This window comes from Simiaoa sunii, from assembly GCF_014337175.1.
GTDB lineage: Bacteria > Bacillota > Clostridia > Lachnospirales > Lachnospiraceae > Acetatifactor > Acetatifactor intestinalis.
The window spans coordinates 1,764,357-1,784,556 of sequence record NZ_CP060633.1; the positions used below are offsets into that span (position 1 = coordinate 1,764,357).

General features: G+C 46.3%; 19 protein-coding genes. 17 read left to right on the top strand and 2 right to left on the bottom strand.

The features are described from left to right. Positions 1-14 precede the first annotated feature (14 nt). Positions 15-614: a hypothetical protein gene (locus H9Q77_RS08115; protein WP_022155063.1), complete on the top strand. Its 600-nt coding sequence runs from the start codon at positions 15-17 to the stop codon at positions 612-614. A gap of 57 nt (positions 615-671) precedes the next feature. Then, positions 672-2,105: an N-acetylmuramoyl-L-alanine amidase family protein gene (locus H9Q77_RS08120; protein ID WP_249327097.1), complete on the top strand. Its 1,434-nt coding sequence runs from the start codon at positions 672-674 to the stop codon at positions 2,103-2,105. Here the strand turns inward: H9Q77_RS08120 and H9Q77_RS08125 are convergent. Next, the gene (locus H9Q77_RS08125; RefSeq protein WP_249327098.1) at positions 2,060-2,983 is read right to left on the bottom strand and encodes a nucleoside recognition domain-containing protein; all 924 of its coding nucleotides are present in this window, start codon (positions 2,981-2,983) and stop codon (positions 2,060-2,062) included. The two genes, H9Q77_RS08120 and H9Q77_RS08125, sit on opposite strands and share 46 nt — an antisense overlap. Positions 2,984-3,059: 76 nt before the next feature. Between H9Q77_RS08125 and H9Q77_RS08130 the strand changes: the two genes are divergently transcribed. From H9Q77_RS08130 to hisIE, 9 genes are all read left to right on the top strand, one after another. Further along, entirely contained in the window at positions 3,060-3,761 is a 702-nt protein-coding gene (locus H9Q77_RS08130; protein ID WP_148446805.1) for a pseudouridine synthase, read from the top strand. Positions 3,762-3,767: 6 nt separating this feature from the next. Continuing rightward, positions 3,768-4,352 (top strand): hypothetical protein, encoded by a 585-nt coding sequence (locus tag H9Q77_RS08135; RefSeq protein ID WP_249327099.1) that lies wholly within the window; start codon positions 3,768-3,770, stop codon positions 4,350-4,352. Between the two features lie 25 nt (positions 4,353-4,377). Further along, the gene (locus H9Q77_RS08140) at positions 4,378-5,400 is read left to right on the top strand and encodes an RluA family pseudouridine synthase (RefSeq protein WP_249327100.1); all 1,023 of its coding nucleotides are present in this window, start codon (positions 4,378-4,380) and stop codon (positions 5,398-5,400) included. Positions 5,401-5,416: 16 nt separating this feature from the next. Next, the gene (locus H9Q77_RS08145; protein ID WP_022155057.1) at positions 5,417-5,953 is read left to right on the top strand and encodes a Holliday junction resolvase RecU; all 537 of its coding nucleotides are present in this window, start codon (positions 5,417-5,419) and stop codon (positions 5,951-5,953) included. Positions 5,954-6,067: 114 nt separating this feature from the next. Further along, entirely contained in the window at positions 6,068-7,213 is a 1,146-nt protein-coding gene (gene hisZ, locus H9Q77_RS08150; protein WP_118547648.1) for an ATP phosphoribosyltransferase regulatory subunit, read from the top strand. Then, the gene (gene hisG, locus H9Q77_RS08155) at positions 7,213-7,869 is read left to right on the top strand and encodes an ATP phosphoribosyltransferase (protein WP_249327101.1); all 657 of its coding nucleotides are present in this window, start codon (positions 7,213-7,215) and stop codon (positions 7,867-7,869) included. Before hisZ ends, hisG begins: the two co-directional genes overlap by 1 nt. 60 nt (positions 7,870-7,929) lie before the next feature. Then, positions 7,930-9,222: a histidinol dehydrogenase gene (gene hisD, locus H9Q77_RS08160; RefSeq protein ID WP_249327102.1), complete on the top strand. Its 1,293-nt coding sequence runs from the start codon at positions 7,930-7,932 to the stop codon at positions 9,220-9,222. Between the two features lie 8 nt (positions 9,223-9,230). Then, positions 9,231-9,818, top strand: coding sequence for an imidazoleglycerol-phosphate dehydratase HisB (gene hisB, locus H9Q77_RS08165; protein WP_249327103.1), 588 nt, complete (start codon positions 9,231-9,233; stop codon positions 9,816-9,818). Between the two features lie 54 nt (positions 9,819-9,872). After that, a complete protein-coding gene (gene hisIE / locus H9Q77_RS08170; protein ID WP_249327104.1) occupies positions 9,873-11,159 on the top strand; it encodes a bifunctional phosphoribosyl-AMP cyclohydrolase/phosphoribosyl-ATP diphosphatase HisIE in 1,287 nt (428 codons plus the stop codon). Here the strand turns inward: hisIE and H9Q77_RS08175 are convergent. After that, positions 11,137-11,436, bottom strand: coding sequence for a hypothetical protein (locus H9Q77_RS08175; protein WP_249327105.1), 300 nt, complete (start codon positions 11,434-11,436; stop codon positions 11,137-11,139). The genes hisIE and H9Q77_RS08175 overlap by 23 nt on opposite strands. A 149-nt stretch (positions 11,437-11,585) precedes the next feature. On the opposite strand from H9Q77_RS08175, the gene H9Q77_RS08180 reads away from it, so the two are divergent. The 6 genes from H9Q77_RS08180 (at position 11,586) to H9Q77_RS08205 (ending at position 20,197) form a co-directional block, all read left to right on the top strand. Continuing rightward, the gene (locus H9Q77_RS08180) at positions 11,586-13,460 is read left to right on the top strand and encodes a TIGR03960 family B12-binding radical SAM protein (RefSeq protein ID WP_249327106.1); all 1,875 of its coding nucleotides are present in this window, start codon (positions 11,586-11,588) and stop codon (positions 13,458-13,460) included. Positions 13,461-13,565: 105 nt separating this feature from the next. Continuing rightward, positions 13,566-14,297, top strand: a complete 732-nt coding sequence (locus H9Q77_RS08185) for a TIGR03936 family radical SAM-associated protein (protein WP_249327107.1) — start codon at positions 13,566-13,568, stop codon at positions 14,295-14,297. Next, positions 14,294-15,403 carry a ribonuclease E/G gene (locus tag H9Q77_RS08190; RefSeq protein WP_249327108.1) on the top strand — a complete coding sequence of 370 codons (1,110 nt, stop codon included), beginning with the start codon at positions 14,294-14,296 and terminating at the stop codon, positions 15,401-15,403. Before H9Q77_RS08185 ends, H9Q77_RS08190 begins: the two co-directional genes overlap by 4 nt. 198 nt (positions 15,404-15,601) lie before the next feature. Beyond that, complete coding sequence (locus tag H9Q77_RS08195; protein WP_118550363.1) at positions 15,602-16,177, top strand: TetR/AcrR family transcriptional regulator; 576 nt, start codon at positions 15,602-15,604, stop codon at positions 16,175-16,177. A gap of 28 nt (positions 16,178-16,205) precedes the next feature. Beyond that, entirely contained in the window at positions 16,206-18,635 is a 2,430-nt protein-coding gene (locus H9Q77_RS08200) for a glycoside hydrolase family 2 protein (RefSeq protein WP_249327109.1), read from the top strand. A gap of 203 nt (positions 18,636-18,838) precedes the next feature. Then, positions 18,839-20,197: a glycoside-pentoside-hexuronide (GPH):cation symporter gene (locus tag H9Q77_RS08205; protein WP_119623710.1), complete on the top strand. Its 1,359-nt coding sequence runs from the start codon at positions 18,839-18,841 to the stop codon at positions 20,195-20,197. Positions 20,198-20,200 lie beyond the last annotated feature (3 nt).

The following is a 20,200-nucleotide window of genomic DNA, read 5'->3' on the forward strand; positions in this document are numbered from 1 at the left end:
ATAAGGAGAGTTTCATGAGCAGTCGAATCGAACAATTAATTGACGAAATAGAAGATTATATTGAGAGCTGTAAGCCTAAGTTCATGTCCAGTACCGAGATCATTGTTAATAAGGATGAAATCGATGAATTGTTGCGGGAACTGCGCATGAAGACACCGGATGAGATCAAACGTTATCAGAAGATCATCAGCAACAAAGAGGCAATTCTGAACGATGCCAAGGCCAAGGCAGAAGCTCTGATCAATGAAGCAACCGTTCATACCAACGAACTGATCAATGAACATGAAATTATGCAGCAGGCATATGCCCAGGCCAACGAGGTGGTCACCATGGCCAGTAAACAGGCACAGGAGATTTTGGACAATGCCACCATTGAAGCCAATGAATTAAAATCCCAGGCAATGCAGTATATGGATGATATGCTGGCTCATCTGGAAAATATCATATCCGCTTCCACACAGCAGGCCAGTTCCAATTATGATACCCTGATCGGCAATCTGAATCAGTATCGGGATATTATCCAGTCTAACCGTAGTGAACTCCATCCGGTAGATGAAGACTTAGAGGGTATAGACAACGCTGACAAGGCCAGTGATGATTTAAATGTAATGTAATCATAAAACCAGTTTTCTGCCGAAAGCTGGTTTTTTAAAAATAAAGGAATTGACATAATGAAAGTTAGTAAAAAACAAAAAAGGCTGTTTGTCAGGACAATGATCTGTACGGTCAGTCTTGTCACAGCCTGTTTTTTTTGCAGTTCGCTGGAAGCTGCTGCGGCTCCGAGAGCACAGGAGACCGGAGAGAGGGTTACCATTGTCATCGATCCCGGACACGGTGGTGAAAATGAAGGAACCCTGGAAGGCATTGTCCAGGAGAAAAAAATGACCATGGTTACCGCCATGGCAATGTATGAAGAATTACTGAAATATGATAATGTGGATGTCTACCTGACCCATACGGAAGATGTCAATCTTTCTCTGGCAGACCGGGCACAGTTCGCTGAAGAGCGGAATGCGGATTTTTTATTCAGTATTCATTACAATGCATCCGTGGATCATGACCTGTTCGGTTCCGAAGTATGGATCTCTTCCGTACAGCCATACAATGCCTACGGCTATCAATTCGGCTGGGAACAGATGCAACAGATGAAAGATATGGGACTGTTCCTCCGCGGCGTCAAGACAAAATTAAAAAATAATGGAGACGATTATTACGGAATCATCCGGGAGTGCACCGCCCGATCAATTCCTTCCGCTATCATTGAGCACTGTCATGTCGACGAAAGTCGTGATACCCCTTATTGCCAGACCGAAGAGGATTGGAAACGTTTCGGCAGAGAGGATGCATTATCCGTTGCCAGATATTTTGGATTATCCAGCACAAGTCTGGGGGTAGATTACAGCAATGAAGCGAATAATCTTCCGGAAGTATCTCTGCAATCCATTCTTCCCGCTACGATCCGTGATCAGACTGAACCGGATGTCTGTGTACTGACATTGCAAAATGCGGATTACGACACCGGAGAGGTCACATTGGAAGTGACCGCGACGGACTACGATTGTCCCATGATGTATTATGATTACAGTACCGATGGAGGGAAGACTTATTCCGAACTGATCCCCTGGCCGGATCTGGATATCATGGCCGGCACTTATCCAGATACTTTTACCTTTTCCCTGTCCTTCACTAAGGGAGAAACCCCGGTAATCACGGTGCGTGGATATAACCAGGCGGATCTGTTTACCGAAAGTGAACCGATTACTTTTGCCAAGCCTTTTGTCGATCAGGAGAAGGCTGCGGAAGAAGCAAGACAGGAAAGCCTGGCTGCAGAAGAGGCAGCGGCTTCCCGCATATCGGACCCCCAGGTGACCGACGCTTACGGTTCGGTGATCACCATGGCTGATGCCGCCGGGAATACAGGAGCATCCTCTGAAGGCAAAAAGGAAGTAAATTTCGGAGTGTTTCTGGTCATATGTATCGTTCTGGTGGTATTACTTCTGATGGTCTTTCTACTGTATCAGATCCAACAGAGCAGGCACCGGAAACGCAGACGGAAGGCTCAGCGCAGAAATGTGTCCGGGCGCAACAGGAACCATCCCAGATAATAAAGTGCTGTAAGTCCGGTAAGAAACATTTTATGAAAAAAATATCCGGTCAGAGATAAACCGGTATTTCGGATACAGCTTCCGGTCTGGGCCAGGCAGCAAAGTCCTCCGGCAGGTAGCAGCAATAACGTATAAAGAGGCCATCGATCCCCCAATATGCTTAACCCTCCGCTGATCTCCAAAAGCGGAGCACAGACACGACCATCCGGAAGAAAGATCCCCGGCAGCAGATTCAGCAGATTGAAGAAGATCATATAACCTCCCAGCTGTAAAATATTTCTGCCGGCAGCATACACTGCTTCATCCAATGCTTCCAATAACGGCATAACAGGTGTTCCACCGGCTGACACTGTGAAAATTGTCTGTGACATCGGTATTTTCCTGCGATATACTGTATAACGCAGAAGGATACCGTACCCCAGTGGAATACCATACATTCCGAATAAATAGGGCAGTATTGATTCCCGGTGCAGCAGAGGCAGAACAAATCCAAGAAAATATACCGGTCCAAGATTGTTACAGAAGGACAGCAGATATTGTCCTTCCGTTACAGAAAGTTCCTGTCTGTCGCGAAAATCAGCAATGGTACGGGCTCCCATGGGAAATCCGCACAGAAATCCCATCAGGATCACATAGGTTCCAGGTCCGGACAGACGAAATATTTTTTCAAACAAAGGTTGTACCGGTCGGATCAGACTATTTACCAGTCCCATGCGGATCAATGTTCCCGACAGGATCATAAACGGAAGAAGCACCGGCACCATTTTTTCATACCAAAGTTCCAGGCCCAAGGCAGCATATGCAAGGCTTAAGGAAGAATGTGTCAGGATGCAGCAGGTCATTACAACAAAAAAACAGATTCCGGATATTTTTTTCATAGCAGACTGCCTTGCAGAGTTTGTATACTATATGCCGGAAAAAGAATTTTAAGTCTTAAGAAAGAGACCAGTGTCCATGCGATTGGATAAATTTTTATGTGATAATAATATAGGCACCAGAAGCCAGGTAAAGGAATACATCAAAAAGGGACAAGTGGCGATAAACGGTCAGATAGTCAAAAAACCGGAGACAAAGGTCAATGAAGATACCGACATTGTCATTTGTCAGGGGAAAGAAATCCATTATCAAAAATATGTCTATTACATGTTAAATAAACCGGAGGGCGTCGTATCCGCCACCAATGACAATACTGCACCCACCGTGGTGAGTCTCCTGACGGTACCGGAGCAGAAGGAGCTGTTCCCGGTAGGACGTCTGGATAAAGATACTACCGGGTTGTTGCTCTTAACCAATGACGGTGCTCTGGCCCATGATCTGTTGTCGCCGAAAAAGCATGTGGATAAAACATATCGTGTAAGGCCGGAAAAGCCGCTTTCCGCAGAAGATATCCACCGTCTGGAATCCGGTCTTGAAATCGGAGACGACAAACCGACGTCTCCGGCGAAAGCCGTACTTACCGAAGACGGAGACCTGTTGCTGACCATTCACGAGGGGCGTTTTCATCAGGTAAAACGCATGTTGCAGGCCATAGGTAATCAGGTACTTACTTTAGAACGTATCCGTTTCGGCTCGCTGTCCCTGGATCCTGCTCTTTCCAGAGGAGATTACCGGGCGTTGACTGAAGAAGAAATCAAACACTTACGAATAAAGGAGTAAATTTTAATGCAATTCAAAAGAATGTTTTCCACAGATGCCTACAAAGGGACCAGCGGATATCTCCGCACCCAGAAAAATTATGAAATTTTACGAACGGTGCTTTATTTTGCCATTTCCCTGTCTCTGTTTATTGCCGGATGGGTCACTACCGGCAGTCGGGAGAATCTTCTGACCATCGTAGCGGTACTGGGATGTCTTCCGGCATGCAAAAGTCTGGTGGAGATGTTTATGTTCTTACGCTATAAGGGATGTAACGAACAGGATGCTGCGCAGATTGCCGCACATACCGACGGCCTTACCGGACTCTATGATATGGTGTTTACCTCCTATGAGAAAAATTATGAGATTCATCACATGACCATCTGCGGCAACACTCTCTGCGGATACACGTCCGATCCGAAGTTCGCAGAACAGGCTTTTTATAAACACATTCAGGATATCCTGAAAAAGGATAATTACAGAGAAGTCACTGTAAAAATTTTTCATGATCTTGACAAGTATCTGAAGAGATGTGAACAGTTAAAAGACCTTCCCGCACAGCCGGAACTGACAGGCGGAATCTGTCAGACATTAAAAAGCGTATCTCTGTAAAATACTTTTGAAAAGAGGGATTTTTATGCAGCAACTCACCATTGGTAAAAATCAGGCTGGCCAACGTCTGGACAAATTTCTGAAAAAAGCATTTCCAAACGCCGGTACCGGATTTTTATATAAGATGTTACGCAAAAAAAATATTACATTGAATGGGAAAAAAGCAGAAGGAAAAGAAATTCTTGCCCAAGGAGACGAGATAAAATGCTTTTTCTCGGAGGAAACGTTTGCCTCGCTGTCCGGCACCGAGAATAGAGAAACCACTTCTGACTACCGTAAAGCTTACCGTTCCCTAAAGGATATCAGTGTTCTCTATGAGGATGAAGATATTCTGTTGCTGAATAAACCCGCCGGGGTTCTGACGCAGAAGGCGAAACCGGAGGATCTATCCCTGAATGAATGGCTGATCGGACATCTGCTGGCTACGGATGCCATCACTGAGGCCGATCTCGCCACTTTTCATCCATCCGTCTGTAACCGCCTGGACCGCAATACCAGCGGAATCGTATTATGTGGTAAGACGTTATCCGGTTCCCAGGCTCTCAGCCGTATCATCAAGGATCGTACGGTAAAAAAATATTATCAGACAATCTGCAAGGGCAAAATCGTACAGGAGAGTACCCTGGAGGGTTATCTGTATAAAGAGGAAAGTACCAATACCGTAAAGGTTTATGCTGATCCGTCGGAGGCTCCCGCTGAGGCTTCCTATATCCGTACCATTTATATGCCAAATGCCGTGGCAGGAGATTTCACGCTGTTAACCGTAGAACTGCTCACCGGCAAGACACACCAGATCCGTGCCCACCTGGCCGGCACCGGGCATCCGTTGTTAGGAGATACCAAATACGGAGACAACAAATTAAACAGGAGAATGCAGTCGGAATACTCTCTGCATCATCAGCTTCTGCATGCCGGAAGGATCTGTTTTCCGAAAGAGGCAGAAGGACCTCTTGCCAAAGTAAGCGGACAGACTTTTACCGCACCACTTCCCCATAAATTTGCAGAAATCTTACAGGCTCTGAATCTGGCTCCTGACAGTGCCTGTTAGAAAGGAGCCCTAACAAATGGCAACATGGAATACGAGAGGACTCCGGGGATCCACACTGGAAGACATGGTCAACCGTACCAATGAAAAATACGCGGAGGCCGGACTGGCGTTGATACAGAAGATTCCTACTCCTATTACCCCCATCAAAATGGATAAAAACAGCCGGCAGATCACACTGGCTTTTTTCGAACAGAAGAGTACCGTAGACTACATCGGTGCCGTGCAGGGAATCCCTGTATGCTTTGATGCCAAGGAATGTGCCGTGGATACTTTTTCCCTGCAGAATATTCATCCTCACCAGGTAGAATTTATGCGGCAGTTTGAAAAACAGGGTGGCATTGCTTTTTTTCTGATTTTCTACAGTCATAAGGACCTGTTATACTATCTGCCTTATGAAATGCTCCGGTTTTTCTGGGATAGAGCACAGGAAGGCGGTCGGAAAAGCTTTCGGTTCGAAGAATTAAATCCGGAATATGTTCTTCCGAAGCATCAGGGAATTCTGGTTCCCTATCTGGACATTTTGAAAAAAGATCTGGAAGATCGGGAAGAATAAATTTCTTGACATCGGAGAAGCCACCTAGTATACTACAAATAGTTTCACGTACTACTATGGTAGCACGTTAGCTTACTAAAGTATATAAAAGCATATAAAGCAGAGGATGTTATTATGAACAACAGACTTTTACATACCCCGGAAGGTGTCCGGGATATTTACGGAAAAGAATATGCCAGGAAACTGGCTGTGGAGCAGAAGCTGCAGAATGCTATTCATTGTTTTGGATATGAAGATATTCAGACACCCTCCATTGAATTTTTCGATGTATTTTCCAAGGAGATCGGAACCACTCCCAGCAAAGAGCTTTATAAGTTTTTTGACAAGGAAGGAAATACATTGGTGTTGAGACCGGACTTTACCCCGTCCATTGCCCGTTGTGCAGCCAAATATTTCATGGAAGAGAAGGTTCCTCTTCGCTTCAGTTATAACGGCAATACTTTTACCAACACATCCAATCTGCAGGGTAAATTAAAAGAAGTGACCCAGATGGGAGCGGAACTCATCGGTGATCCTTCGGTGGAGGCAGATGCGGAAGTCATCAGTATGGTGATCGAAGCGCTGAAGAGCACAGGACTGACAAGATTTCAGGTAACCATAGGAGAAGTGGACTATTTCCGTGGCCTCTGTGAAGAAGCAGGTCTGGATGAAGATACGGAAAAAGAACTCCGTTCCTGCATCTCCGGCAAGAATTTTTTCGCTGCGCAGGAACTTCTGGAACAGAAGCAGATTCCGGAACCTTATCACAGCATTTTATTAAAGCTGGCGGATATGTTTGAAAACATAGAATCTCTGGAGGATGCCAAATCACTGGTGAAAAATGAACGTTCCTTACAGGCGATCGCAAGACTCGAGAAATTAAAAAAACGCCTGGAGCAATATGGTGTAGCGGAATATATTACCTTTGATCTCGGAATGTTGAGCAAATATCAGTATTATACCGGTGTTGTTTTTAAGGCTTATACCTATGGCATCGGTGATGCCGTGGTAAAAGGCGGTCGTTATGACAACCTGCTTAGAAAGTTCGGTAAAGATACGGCAGCCATCGGTTTTGTCATCGTTATTGATGATCTGCTGGAGGCTTTATCCCGTCAGAAAGTAGTTATTGATGTTCCCGCTTCCGGCAAAATTATGTATTACCGGGCAGGAGACGAGACGGATTATCTGGTAAAGCTTGCTGAGGCTGCAAAATTACGTAAAGAAGGCATTCCCACCGTACTTTCCCCCGAAATCACCGAGAACGAGGAGGCAGACCAGTAATGAGTGAAGAAAGATATCTTACGTTTGCTCTGGGAAAGGGCAGACTTGCAAAAAAGACACTGGAACTTTTCGAGCAGATCGGTATTACCTGCGACGAAATGAAAGATAAAGACACCAGAAAACTGATATTTGTCAATGAAGAATACAAATTGCGCTTTTTCCTGGCTAAAAGCCCCGATGTTCCCACTTATGTCGAATACGGTGCTGCGGATATCGGTGTGGTCGGTAAAGATACGATTTTGGAAGAAAATCGTAATGTTTATGAAGTCCTGGATCTTGGTTTTGGCAAATGCCGTATGTGTGTCTGCGGTCCCTCTTCCGCAGGAGAACTTTTAAAGCATCATGAGAGGATCCGGGTAGCCAGCAAATACCCTAATATCGCCAGAGAATATTTTTACAATAAAAAGCATCAGACAGTAGACATTATCAAGTTAAATGGCTCTGTGGAGTTAGGTCCTCTGGTAGAGTTATCCGATGTCATCGTGGATATTGTGGAGACCGGTTCCACCTTAAAAGAAAACGGTTTGGAAGTTTTGGAAGAGGTATGTCCTTTGTCCGCCCGCATGATCGTCAATCCGGTAAGCATGCAGATGGAAGCCGACCGTATCCGCAAACTGGTGGGGGCAATCCGCGAGCAGTTAAAAATACAGTCGTAACCAGATTAATCAGAAAATAGAGCAGATAAATCACAGCATATTGATTAGGAGAGTACCGTTATGAGAATCGTAGCATTGGATAAAGAATCAAAACAGAGTATTTTGAACGACCTCTTAAAGAGAAGTCCGAATAACTACTCTCAGTACGAAAGCACCGTGAATCAGATCATTGACAGAGTTCGTGCCGAGGGTGACAGTGCTTTATTCGATTATACCCTGCAGTTCGATAAGTTTACTTTAACCGCAGAAAACATTCGTGTCACGAAGGAGGAGATTGCGGAGGCTTATACGCAGATGGATGAAAACCTGATCGATGTGATCCGTCAATCCGCAGAGAACATCCGCGCTTTTCACCAGAAGCAGCTTCGTAACAGCTGGTTCGATGCCAAGCCCGACGGTACAATCTTAGGTATGAAGATCACCGCCATTGAGAGGGCGGGTGTCTATGTTCCCGGTGGAAAAGCCGCTTATCCTTCCAGTGTATTGATGAATGTGATCCCTGCGAAAGTAGCCGGTGTAGATGAGATCATTATGACCACCCCTCCCGGAAAAGATGGAAAAGTCAATCCCGGGACTCTGGTAGCCGCAGATATTGCCGGTGTGGATACCATCTATAAGGTTGGCGGAGCACAGGCCATCGCAGCCATGGCTTTCGGCACAGAGTCTGTTCCAAAGGTAGACAAGATCACTGGCCCCGGTAACATCTTCGTAGCACTTGCCAAAAAAGCGGTGTACGGCTATGTCAGCATTGATTCCATTGCCGGCCCAAGTGAAATTCTGGTGCTGGCGGATGAGACCGCAACTCCCAGATATGTTGCGGCAGATCTTCTGTCCCAGGCAGAGCATGACGAACTTGCAAGTGCTATTCTGATCACGACTTCTAAGGAGCTTGCTGAGAAGGTATCTGAAGAGGTGGATGGTTTTGTGAAAGTACTGGAACGTGCGCCCATTATTCAGAAATCACTGGATAACTACGGATATATATTACTGGCTGAAAGTATGGAAGATGCCATTGATGCAGCAAATGCCATTGCTTCCGAGCACCTTGAGATCATTACGAAAAATCCTTTTGACACCATGACACGTATCCGCAACGCCGGTGCCATTTTCTTAGGAGAGTATGCTTCCGAGCCTTTAGGAGATTATTTTGCAGGTCCGAACCACATCCTGCCTACCAACGGTACCGCAAGATTTTTCTCACCGGTAAATGTAGATGATTTCATCAAGAAAACCAGTATCATTTCTTATTCCAGACAGGCTCTGGAGAAAGTACATAACGAGATCGAGACCTTTGCAAAAAGCGAAGGCTTGACCGCACACGCAAACAGTATTAAAGTGAGATTTGAAGATTAGGAGATACTATGGAACGAAAAGCATCTGTGAACCGAACAACAAAAGAGACCGATATTGCCATTACCCTGAATCTGGATGGCAGCGGAAAAGCAGATCTGTCTACCGGCATCGGATTTTTTGACCATATGCTGGATGGCTTTGCGAGACACGGCTTTTTTGATCTGAACTGCAAGGTAAAGGGAGACTTACAGGTGGATGGCCACCATACGGTGGAGGACACCGGTATCGTCTTAGGCGAAGCCATCAAAAAGGCAGTGGGAGATAAGAAAGGAATCAACCGTTACGGTTATTTTATCCTGCCCATGGATGAAGTGCTTGCCTTGTGTGCCATTGACTTAAGTGGTCGCCCTTATCTTAATTTTGAATGTGAATTCACGGTGCCCAAGGTAGGTGAACTGGATACCGAACTGGTGAAAGAATTTTTCTATGCTGTATCTTATAGTGCCGGAATGAATCTACATATCAAAATGTTGTCCTCCGGTAACAATCATCACATGATCGAGGCAATATTCAAGGCCTTTGCCAAAGCACTGGATCAGGCCGTTTCCTATAATCCGAAGGTAACGGATGTATTAAGTACCAAAGGAAGTCTGTAAAAAATACGTGCCTGTGGTCCGTACCCTGCAGGCATAGAAAACGTGAGGATTACTATGATCATCAAGAAATTTGTTCCCTGTATTTATTTATATCATGAGCATGCGGTAAGAAATCTTACGGATACCACCATCGTGGATACCGACCCGGTACGTCTGGCAGATTATTATTGTGAACACAATGCAGATGAATTGATCGTATTCGATATGTCCGAAGTAGACGCCGAGCATGAGGCAGCGTTGGACATCATCAAGGAAATCTGCGCCAAAGCGGAAGTGGATGTCATCGGTGCCGGCAATGTAAAGCGCATGGAGGACATTAAGAAATTACTTTATGCCGGATGTAAAAAAGCGGTTCTCGACTATGAGAAAGAGAGTAATATTGAGATCACGGAAGAAGTCTCCCTGAAATTTGGCAAGGAAAAGATACTGATCTCCTATAATGATCCCGCCGTTCTGGAATTACATAAAGATAAAATTGAAAAGTATATCTCTGCCATGATCCTGATGAATCCTCACCAGATCCGGGAGACGCAGAGTATTCTGTCCCTTCCCTTTTTTGTGCAGATCAATCAGGTAGCATTAAACAAGCTGTTAGAGATCTTCGCATATGAAAATGTATGTGGTGTCACCGGTAATACCATCAATGACAATGTGAAAGAAATCGTTGCCTTGAAGGATCTGTGCCGGGAAAATGATATTCCCATTGAATCCTTCCAGGCTGCTTACAAGTGGGAAGATTTCAAGAAAAACAGTGACGGCATGGTACCTGTTATCGTGCAGGATTACCGTACCCAGGAAGTTCTGATGATGGCTTACATGAATGAGGAAGCTTATGAACAGACTCTGAAGCTTGGTAAAATGACTTACTACAGCAGGAGCAGACAGGAACTATGGCTGAAGGGTCTCACCAGCGGACATTACCAGTATGTGAAGGAACTGGTGGCTGACTGTGATATGGACACAATCCTTGCTAAGGTATCACAGATCGGTGCTGCCTGTCATACCGGCAGCAAGAGCTGTTTCTTTAACGAGATCACAAAAAAGGATTACGAAGAAAGCAGCAACCCCTTACAGGTATTCGAGGAAGTATTCGATGTGATCAAGGATCGCAAGGTCCACCCCAAGGAGGGTTCCTATACCAATTACCTGTTCGACAAGGGCATTGACAAGATTCTCAAGAAACTGGGCGAGGAGGCGACTGAGATTGTGATCGCTGCCAAAAATCCCAACCCCAATGAGGTCAAATATGAGATCAGTGATTTCCTGTATCATATGATGGTCCTGATGGCAGAAAAAGATGTCACCTGGGAAGAAATCACTACAGAGCTTGCAAATCGTTAACCGCATTTTCCATCCAGGTCGCGATATATGTTCCGTAATCTACCTCCGTAACGTAAGACAGCACCTGATCCATGGACAGACCGGCAAAGCTTTTATTTTCCCGGTCCAGCAATATCACTGTAAGCAGTAATACTCCGGCCAGAGCAAGACGGATTCTGAAAGTCCCGGTATGAGAACAACCGGAACCACTGGATTCTTCCTGCTCCGGCCTTATTTCTGTCTGTCTGCGCATTTGCTGCAGCAGTTGTGCTGTATTCTTATCATCCAATGTTTCCAAAAATATCCCTCCCTACATGACCATGCTTTGCAGTTTATATTTATGTACCTTTTGGTACTGGCAGAACTGTTTTTTTTAAGGTATAATGATGTATTGAATAGTTATTAGCAACTTGAGAGAGATCATTATAATAATCATTTGAGGTAGTTATGAACGAAAAATTAGCATTAAGCGATGATATTCTGATGAAGATTGAAAAACCTGCCCGTTACATCGGCAACGAAGTAAACGCGGTGGTGAAGGACTTAAATAATATAGATGTCCGTTTTTGTATGTGCTTCCCCGATGTCTACGAGATCGGCATGTCCCATCTGGGCATTCAGATCCTGTACGGCATGCTCAACTCCTGGGACGATGTCTGGTGTGAGAGAGTCTATTCTCCCTGGGTGGATTTAGATGCCATCATGCGTAAGGAAAATATCCCTCTGTTTGCCCTGGAGAGCCAGGATCCGGTAAAGGATTTTGATTTTCTGGGAATCACCATCCAGTACGAAATGTGTTATACGAATATATTGCAGGTTCTGGATCTGGCGAAGATCCCGCTGCTTGCAAAGGAACGTGGGGATGATTGTCCCATTGTCATCGGTGGCGGTCCCTGCACCTATAATCCGGAACCCATTGCAGACTTTTTCGATATCTTCTATATTGGTGAAGGCGAGACCCAGTATCGTCCACTGATCGATCTGTATAAAAAGTGCAGAGAAGAGAAGGTGGGAAGAGAGGAATTCTTACGCCGTGCTGCGAAGCTGCCAGGTATGTATGTTCCCAGATTCTATGAGACCACCTATCACGAGGACGGCACCATTGCTTCCTTCCGGCCTACGGAAGAAGGGATTCCCGCTACGATCCGCAAGGAACTGGTGACGGATATGACCGACAGCTTTTATCCTATGAAGCCCGTGGTACCTTACATTAAGGTCACGCAGGACAGAGTGGTCTTAGAGATTCAGAGAGGCTGTATCCGCGGATGCCGTTTCTGCCAGGCTGGGCAGCTGTACCGTCCGGTCAGAGAGCGCGATGTGGAAGTATTGAAAAAATACGCCATGGAAATGCTGAAAAATACCGGTCACGAGGAGATCTCCTTAAGTTCCTTAAGCTCCAGTGATTATAGCAAACTGCCGGAGCTGATCGATTTCCTGATGGAAGAATGTGACAAGAGACATATCAATATCTCCCTGCCGTCCTTACGTATTGATGCCTTTTCCCTGGATGTCATGAGTAAGGTGCAGGATGTGAAAAAATCCAGTCTGACCTTTGCTCCGGAGGCCGGCAGCCAGAGACTGCGGGATGTCATCAATAAAGGACTCACTGAGGAAGTGATCCTTCAGGGTTCTGCGCTGGCTTTCGAGGGCGGCTGGACCAGAGTCAAGCTGTATTTCATGCTGGGACATCCCACCGAGACCGAGGAGGATATCCGCGGCATCGCCGAGCTGTCCAATAAGATCGCAGCCACTTTCTTCGATACGGTGCCAAAGGAGAAACGTGTCAACGGCAGAGTACAGATCGTTACCAGTACTTCCTTCTTCGTACCGAAGCCCTTTACACCATTCCAGTGGGCACCCCAGTGCACCAAGGAAGAATTCGTGGAAAAGGCGTATCTGACCAGAAAAGCCATCTCCGAGCAGTTGAACCAGAAGAGTATCAAGTACAACTGGCACGAAGCGGATGTCAGCGTCTTAGAAGGTGTGCTGGCCAGAGGCGACAGAAGATTGTCCCAGGTGCTTTTATATGTTTATCACAAGGGATGCTTCTACGATGCCTGGAGCGAATACTTTCACAATGATGTCTGGATGGAAGCCTTCGCTGCCTGCGGTCTGGATCCGGATTTCTATTCCCACAGAGAACGTCCTTTAGACGAGATCCTGCCCTGGGATTTCCTGAACTGCGGTGTCTCCCGTTCTTTCCTGGAGAGAGAATGGCAGAAGGCGAAAAACGAGACGATCTCACCGAACTGCAAACAGGCATGTCAGGGCTGCGGTGCCGCCAGATTCGGCTGCGGTATCTGCGTAGAGCCCAGAGACTGATCGTACGAGACACACCCTTATGGCACGTTATTGAATGTTGAAGAATAAGAAGAAAGGGAATTGCAGGTCTTTCAAGAAAGACCGCATAGAAATCTGACAGAAATTATGAAATTAAGAATTAAATTCAAAAAATACGGACCGGTACGTTTTATCGGTCATCTGGATGTAATGCGCTTTTTCCAGAAAGCCAATCGCAGAGCAGAACTGGACGTAGCCTATACCGGAGGCTTCAGCCCCCATCAGATCATGTCCTTTGCCGCACCCTTAGGCGTGGGACTGACCAGCAACGGAGAATATATGGATCTGGAGGTGCATTCCCTGACTTCCTGCGAGGATGTTAAGACACGGCTCAATGCCGCATCTGTACCCGGCATTGAGATCACTTCCGTGAAGATCCTGCCGGATAAGGCGGGCAATGCCATGGCAAGTGTGGCTGCCGCCGGATATACCGTAACCTTCCGGGAGGGCAGAGGTCCTCATTTTGATCTGGCACCTGCAGTGGAACGCTTCCTTAAAAAGGACGAGATCCTGATCACCAAGGAGACCAAAAAAGGCAGCCGGGAAATCAATTTAAAAGAAGGCATCTATGAGCTGAAAGCCGTGGATGGTAACAGCCTGTATCTGTTGGTAGATGCATCCAGCGCCGGCAATATCAAGCCCATTCAGGTAGTGGAGGCATTATTTGCGGAAAATGGAGACCCCCTCCCTGAGAATGCCCTTATGGTCAACAGAGAAGAGACCTATTTAAGAAGCGATGCCGGAGAACTGCTTCCCTTAGACGCCATCGGTTATGACAGCGAAGAAGCTTACAACGCGGCTTCCGGAGATACCGAATGAGCCGCAGTCTCACCGGCGGCAGACCGGCAAGAGAAAAAGAAATAAACGAGATCCGTAAGAGCACTGACTGTACTACCGGGAAAATGATCTTTACGAAGCTTCGGGATAAAAATGTGGCATTACTTGTGAACTCTGGCGGAATTGCCGCTGTGCGGGTGCTTCGTTCGAATGCCAGTAAGCTTGGCGGAATCTACCTTGGAAAAATACAGAATGTGGCGAAAAACATCGATGCCTGCTTCGTGGAGATTGCCCCCGGGGAACTATGCTTTCTGCCAATGCGGGAAGCAGGTACGGCATATCTAACCAACAGACAGCCGGACGGAAGCTTAAAAGCCGGAGATGAACTGGTGGTCATGGTCACCAGAGATGCCCAGAAGACAAAGCGGGCTTCCGTTACCACAGATCCTTCCCGGATGAAGCAACAGCTTGTTAAAAACGGAGCCACCCCTGAGAGCGCATCTGAAGCCCTTCAGAGCCTTTTAAATCAGGCAATCCATAAAGTATGCCTCACCTGTCTTCTTGCGCCTTCTGAAGCCATCTACGAGGCATTGGAACAGTTGGCAGATCCATCGGAATACAGTGAAGTCCTTACGGACGACCCTGAGATCTTCCACAAGCTTTCTGAAAGCAGTCATCCGCTTTTACAGCAGAAGAACCTCCGGTTGTATGATGATCCTGCCATTTCCCTGCGTCTTTTATATTCTCTCGAAAAGGGGATGGATGAGGCACTGGATACGAGAGTCTGGCTGAAATGCGGCGGATATCTGGTCATTGAGCCCACGGAAGCCATGACAGTCATCGATGTCAATTCCGGCAAAAATGAATCTAAGAAGATGGGAGAAGAGACCTATTATCAGGTCAATGCCGAAGCGGCAGAAGAGGTTGCAAGACAGTTGCGTCTGCGGAATCTGTCCGGTATCATTATTGTAGACTTCATCAATATAGCAGAAAAGGAAAATCGTCAAAAACTTTTGGAATACCTGAAAATGCTGACCGCACAGGATCCTCAGCATCCCCGGATCGTGGATATGACACCACTTGGTCTAGTGGAGATCACCCGTAAAAAGTCCCATCCCACCCTGGCAGAACAATGGAAAAAAATATGAGACCTTCTTAAACCAGTCAACACTCGTTTGGCTGGTTTTTTGTTATATTTCACAATTTTAGGAAACTCTTTTTGGTAAAAACGTTTCTTGAATATTCCCTGTTAAAATGCTACTCTTTTATCACAGGAAACGCGATTTTGTATTTGAGTTTCCAAAGAAGTACAGAAACAATTCTAATCTAAAGACGGAGGAAAACCTATGGATACCACAGATGCTCTGCAAAAAAACATTTTGGATGCCACCCTTCGTGTCTTCGATCGGAAAGGGCTGAAGTTCACGATGGATGACCTGGCAAAGGAACTTTCCATCAGCAAAAAAACCATCTACACCGTCTATGACGATAAGGAAGCATTGTTTCTTGCCATGGTAGATTATATTTTTGATTCGATCAAGGAAAGCGAGCAGATGATCCTGACGGATCCTGCGCTGGGAACCATCGAAAAGCTACAGCGCATCTTAGGCGTCCTGCCGGAAGGCTATCAGAATATTGACCTCAGAAAGCTCTATTCCCTCCGGGACAAATATCCTAAGATCTACCATAAAGTGGAGCTTCGCTTAGAGACCGGCTGGGAGCCTACGATCCAGCTGATCGAGACAGGCATGGCAGAGGGCAGTATCCGCCCGGTTCCCATCTGCCTGGTGAAAATGATGCTGGAAGCCTCCATTGAGCAGTTTTTCCAAAGAGATATCCTCGCACAGAATCATCTGACTTACGTGGACGCCTTAAACGAGGTCGTAAATATTCTCATGTACGGAATCACACAGAGGCAGTAAATACGCAGACAAAAAGGGAGATGAACTTATGACACATAGACTTTACTTAAACGACGACTGGCTGTTCACTGAACAGTTTGAGGACAGTTTAATGGCACCGGAATATCCTGAAAACACGCTGCAGCCGATACGTCTGCCGCATACCTGTAAGGAAACCCCGTTTCATTATTTTGACGAATCCCTCTACCAGATGGTCAGCGGATACAGGCGCCATCTCCTGATTCCAAAGGACTGGCAGGGAAAACGGATCCTGCTTACTTTTGAGGGAGCTGCCCATGACAGTACTGTATTTTGTAATGGGAAAAAGGTGGGCGAGCATCACTGCGGTTACACTGCATTTACTGTAGATTTAACAGACAATGTACTCTATGGACAGGATAATCTGCTCTGTGTCCGCTTAGACAGCAGAGAGAATTTAAACGTTCCGCCTTTTGGCTATGTGATCGATTATATGACCTATGGCGGTATCTACCGGGATGTCCGGTTGGAAGTAAAGGAAAAAGTCTCCCTTTCGGATATCTTCGTCCATACAGCGATAGATTTCAGATCGTCTCCCGTGACAGCGCAGATCACCTCTGAGATCACGCTTACGGAAAGTAATGGGAACGTGACCATCCGACAGTATTACATGCCGAAAAGTACCGCAGCCGGCCAGGGATCCTGGAATTTTTTGTGCGAACAAACCGTTTCTGCAGATACTAACTGTGACAAGGAGATTGCTCTTACGGCAGCAATTACCGATCCTCTGTTATGGGACACTGAAGAAGCCAATCTCTATATTTTAAAGACACAGCTATATCAGGACAATACGCTCCTGGATGAGACAGAGACCACGTTTGGTATCCGGGAAGCAGTATTTAAAAAGGACGGCTTTTATCTTAATGGCAGGAAGTTGCGGATCCGCGGTTTAAACCGCCACCAGAGCTACCCTTACGTGGGATATGCAATGCCGGAGAGTATGCAGAAGCTGGATGCGGATCTTCTGAAAAAGGAGCTGGGTTTAAATGCCGTAAGGACTTCCCATTATCCCCAGAGCCATTATTTTTTAGAGCGCTGTGATGAGCTTGGACTTTTAGTATTCACAGAATTCCCCGGCTGGCAGCATATCGGAGATGATGTCTGGAAAGCACAGGCGGTTGCAAATGCCGAAGACATGATCCGACAGTACCGTAATCATCCATCCATCATTTTATGGGGAATACGCATCAATGAGTCACCGGATGACGATGCTTTTTACGAAAAGACCAATGCCGTGGCACATAAGCTGGATCCATCAAGACCTACCGGTGGTGTCCGTGCCATGAAAAAAAGTCATCTGTTAGAAGATGTCTATACGTATAATGATTTTCTGCACGACGGTGAGATGCCCGGCTGTGATCCAAAGAAAAAAGTCACATCCGATATGGAGAAGCCTTATCTGATCAGTGAGTACAACGGGCATATGTATCCCACAAAGGCCTTTGACAACGAAGAGCGCCGCAGTGAGCATGCCATCCGCCACGCCAATGTACTGGATGCTGTGGCAGGTCAGTCCGATATCGCCGGAAGCTTCGGCTGGTGCATGTTCGACTACAACACCCACAAAGACTTCGGAAGCGGTGACCGGATCTGTTATCATGGTGTCATGGATATGTTCCGGAATCCGAAGCTGGCAGCAAATATCTATGCCTGTGAGCAGGAACAGACTCCTGTATTGGAGATCACTTCCTCCATGGATATCGGAGAGCATCCCGGCTGTAACCGCGGCAACATCTACATTCTGTCCAATGCAGACAGCGTGAAGATGTACAAAAACGACCGTTTTATCAAGGAATATCTGCCGGGAATGTCACCTTATAAGCACTTAAAGCACGGTCCCATCCTGATCGATGATTTTATCGGAGATTCTCTTGCACAGAACGAAAGATTCCGTCCGAAACATGCCAAGGAGATCACGGATGCCATGAATCTCGTAGCGCGAGGAAGCCTGAACCACATTCCAAAGAGATTATATCTTACGGCTTTAAAACTGCTTCTGATCTATCATATCGATTTTGCGGAAGTGACCAGACTGTATACGAAGTACATCGGTGACTGGGGCGGTACGGCTACCATATACCGGTTTGACGCTATCAAAGACGGCAAAGTCGTAAAATCCGTCACCAAAGAACCGGTTCGCGAAATCCGGCTGGAAGCAGAAGCGGATCATACCATTCTGACGGAACAGCACAGCTATGATGTGGCACTGGTGCGGATCCGTGCAGTGGATGACCATGGAAATGTGCTTCCCTTTTATCAGGAGCCGGTTCGTCTGATTACGGAAGGTGACATCTCCATCATCGGACCTGACACCATTGCTTTACAGGGAGGCATGGGTGGAACTTATGTTAAGAGTACGGGAAGATCCGGTCGGGGAGCTTTGCTGTTGCAGTCACAGACGGCAGGGGAAATACGGATACCTTTTCAGATTAAGATTTAATGAGCCTCAAGGAAAAACAAGTGGCTGCAAAGCAGACATTTGTTTTTCTGGGCTCATTAGCGAACGAATATCCTGCGAAGCAGGATGTAGAGTGCGATAGCACGAATTCGTGAGCTTATGATATAACGATTTAATGGTTTCATTTGAGAGAAAGATTTCAAAGGATTTCAAAGGATTTCAAAAGAAAGGATCAGGGTTACATTATGGGTTTAAGTGGAAAAGAAAAATTTTCTTATGGACTGGGTGCGGTAGGCAAGGATATGGTATACATGCTGTCTGCCAGCTATATTTTGTATTATTATCAGGATATTTTAGGCGTGAACGCCGTAGCCATGGGTATCATTCTGCTGGTTGCAAGAGTATTCGATGCGTTTAACGATCCCTTCATGGGTGTCATCGTGGCAAAGACCAGGACCAGATGGGGGAAGTTCCGCCCCTGGCTGATGATCGGCACAGTGACCAATGCCGTTGTTCTGTATCTGATGTTCTCGGCACCACCTGCACTGGATGGCAATGGACTGGTAGCTTATGCGGCAGTCACTTACATTCTCTGGGGCGTGACCTATACCATGATGGATATTCCCTTCTGGTCCATGATACCGGCATTTACTCACAGCGGAAAAGAACGTGAAGGATTGTCTACGCTGGGACGTTCCTGCGCCGGTGTCGGCTCTGCCATCATCACCGTGATCACCATGCTTTGTGTCAATGCCCTGGGCGGAGGAGAAGAGCGTGTCGGATTTTCCCGGTTCACCCTGATCATTGCTGTGCTGTTCGTGATATTTATTGCCATTACCTGTATTAATATCAAGGAAAAATCTACGGTAGATGTGGACGCACCTTCCATCGGTCAGATGTTCAAGGCGTTAATTCAGAACGATCAGGCGATGGCAGTGGTAATTACCATTGTACTGATCAACTGCGCGGTCTATACCACCTCCAACCTGGTAATTTATTTCTTCAAATACGATTTTGGCGGAGATACCTGGTATAATTCCTATACACTATTCAACACCTTCGGTGGAGCGGTACAGATTCTCGCCATGATGCTTCTGTTCCCGTTATTTCGTAAGTTTATGAGTACCATCCGGATCTTCTACGTCAGCTTTCTGATGGCAATTGCCGGATATGCTGTATTGCTTCTTTTATGTTTTACGAATATGAGTAATGTATTTTTACTATTCATTCCCGGCTTCTTAATCTTTGCCGCCAATGGCATGCTGACCGTACTGACCACCGTATTTTTAGCCAATACCGTAGATTACGGTCAATGGAAAAATCATCGCAGAGACGAGAGTGTCATTTTCTCCATGCAGACCTTCGTGGTAAAACTGGCTTCCGGTGTTGCTGCGTTAGTGGCTTCTCTGTGCCTGAACCTCTGCAACTTAAGCTCTGATACCAGCGATGCTGTGGCAGCTGCAGGAGCTTCCGGAAGCTCTGTGGTGGGACTTCGTATGACGATGACACTGTTCCCCATTCTGCTCCTTGTCATCGGTGTCATTTTCTTTCATAAGAAGTATCAGCTGACCGAGGAACGATTAAAAGAGATTCAGGAGGCTTAAAGC